The 888-nt window shown below is 67.3% G+C and carries 1 protein-coding gene; it reads left to right on the top strand.

What is annotated here, in order from left to right; all coding sequences use genetic code 11:
* Window position 1: 1 nt before the first annotated feature.
* A partial coding sequence (gene folD, locus B4920_RS25785; RefSeq protein WP_254051063.1) for a bifunctional methylenetetrahydrofolate dehydrogenase/methenyltetrahydrofolate cyclohydrolase FolD occupies window positions 2-888 on the top strand: 887 nt, incomplete at its 3' end.

Genomic DNA, 888 nt, shown 5'->3' with positions numbered 1-888 from the left:
GATCATCGACGGCAAGGCCCTCTCGAAGCAGCTGCGCGAGGGCTTCCGCGAGCGTGTCGATCACCTCGCCGACCAGGGCGTGCAGCCCGGCCTGGCCGTCATCCTCGTCGGCGACAACCCCGCCTCCCGCGTCTATGTCGGCAACAAGATCAAGGCTTGCGAGGAGTGCGGCGTGCGCTCCTTCCACATCGCCCTGCCGGCCGATACGCCCCAGGCCGAGGTGCTCGCCACCATCGCCCGCCTCAACGCCGACCCGGCTGTGCATGGCATCCTGATCCAGCTGCCGCTGCCCCCGCACATCGAGCCGCGCGCCGTGCTCGAAGCCATCTCGGTGCATAAGGACGTGGACGGCTTCCACCTCTACAACGTCGGCGGTCTCGTCGTCGGCAACACCATCTTCCCGCCGTGTACGCCCTACGGCGTGCAGCTCTTGCTCGACACCACCGGCACCGATGTGGCCGGCAAGAACGTGGTGGTGGTGGGCGCCAGCAACATCGTCGGCAAGCCGATGGCCCTGATGCTGCTGCAGCGCGAGGCCACCGTGACGATCTGCCACGCGAAGACCCGCGACCTCGCCCAGCACACCATCCTCGCCGACATCCTGATCGTCGCCGCCGGCAAGCCGGGCCTGATCGTGCCGCAGATGGTCAAAGAGGGCGCCATCGTCATCGACGTGGGCATCAATCGCCTGACGGACGGGCCCAACGCCGGCAAGATCGTCGGCGATGTGGATTTCGACGGGGTCAAGGAGAAGGCCAGCTGGATCACTCCCGTCCCCGGCGGCGTCGGCCCGATGACCGTCACCATGCTCATCGAGAACACCCTGCGCTCCGCCGAACGCGCCCTGCGCATGCGACAGGCCGACGATTTTCAGGAATGGGAAGCACC

The sequence above is a fragment of the Zoogloea sp. LCSB751 genome, from assembly GCF_002028455.1.
Taxonomy (GTDB): domain Bacteria; phylum Pseudomonadota; class Gammaproteobacteria; order Burkholderiales; family Rhodocyclaceae; genus Zoogloea.
Note: the sequence above shows the minus strand (reverse complement) of the source record. Positions and strands in the feature narration are given on the sequence as shown.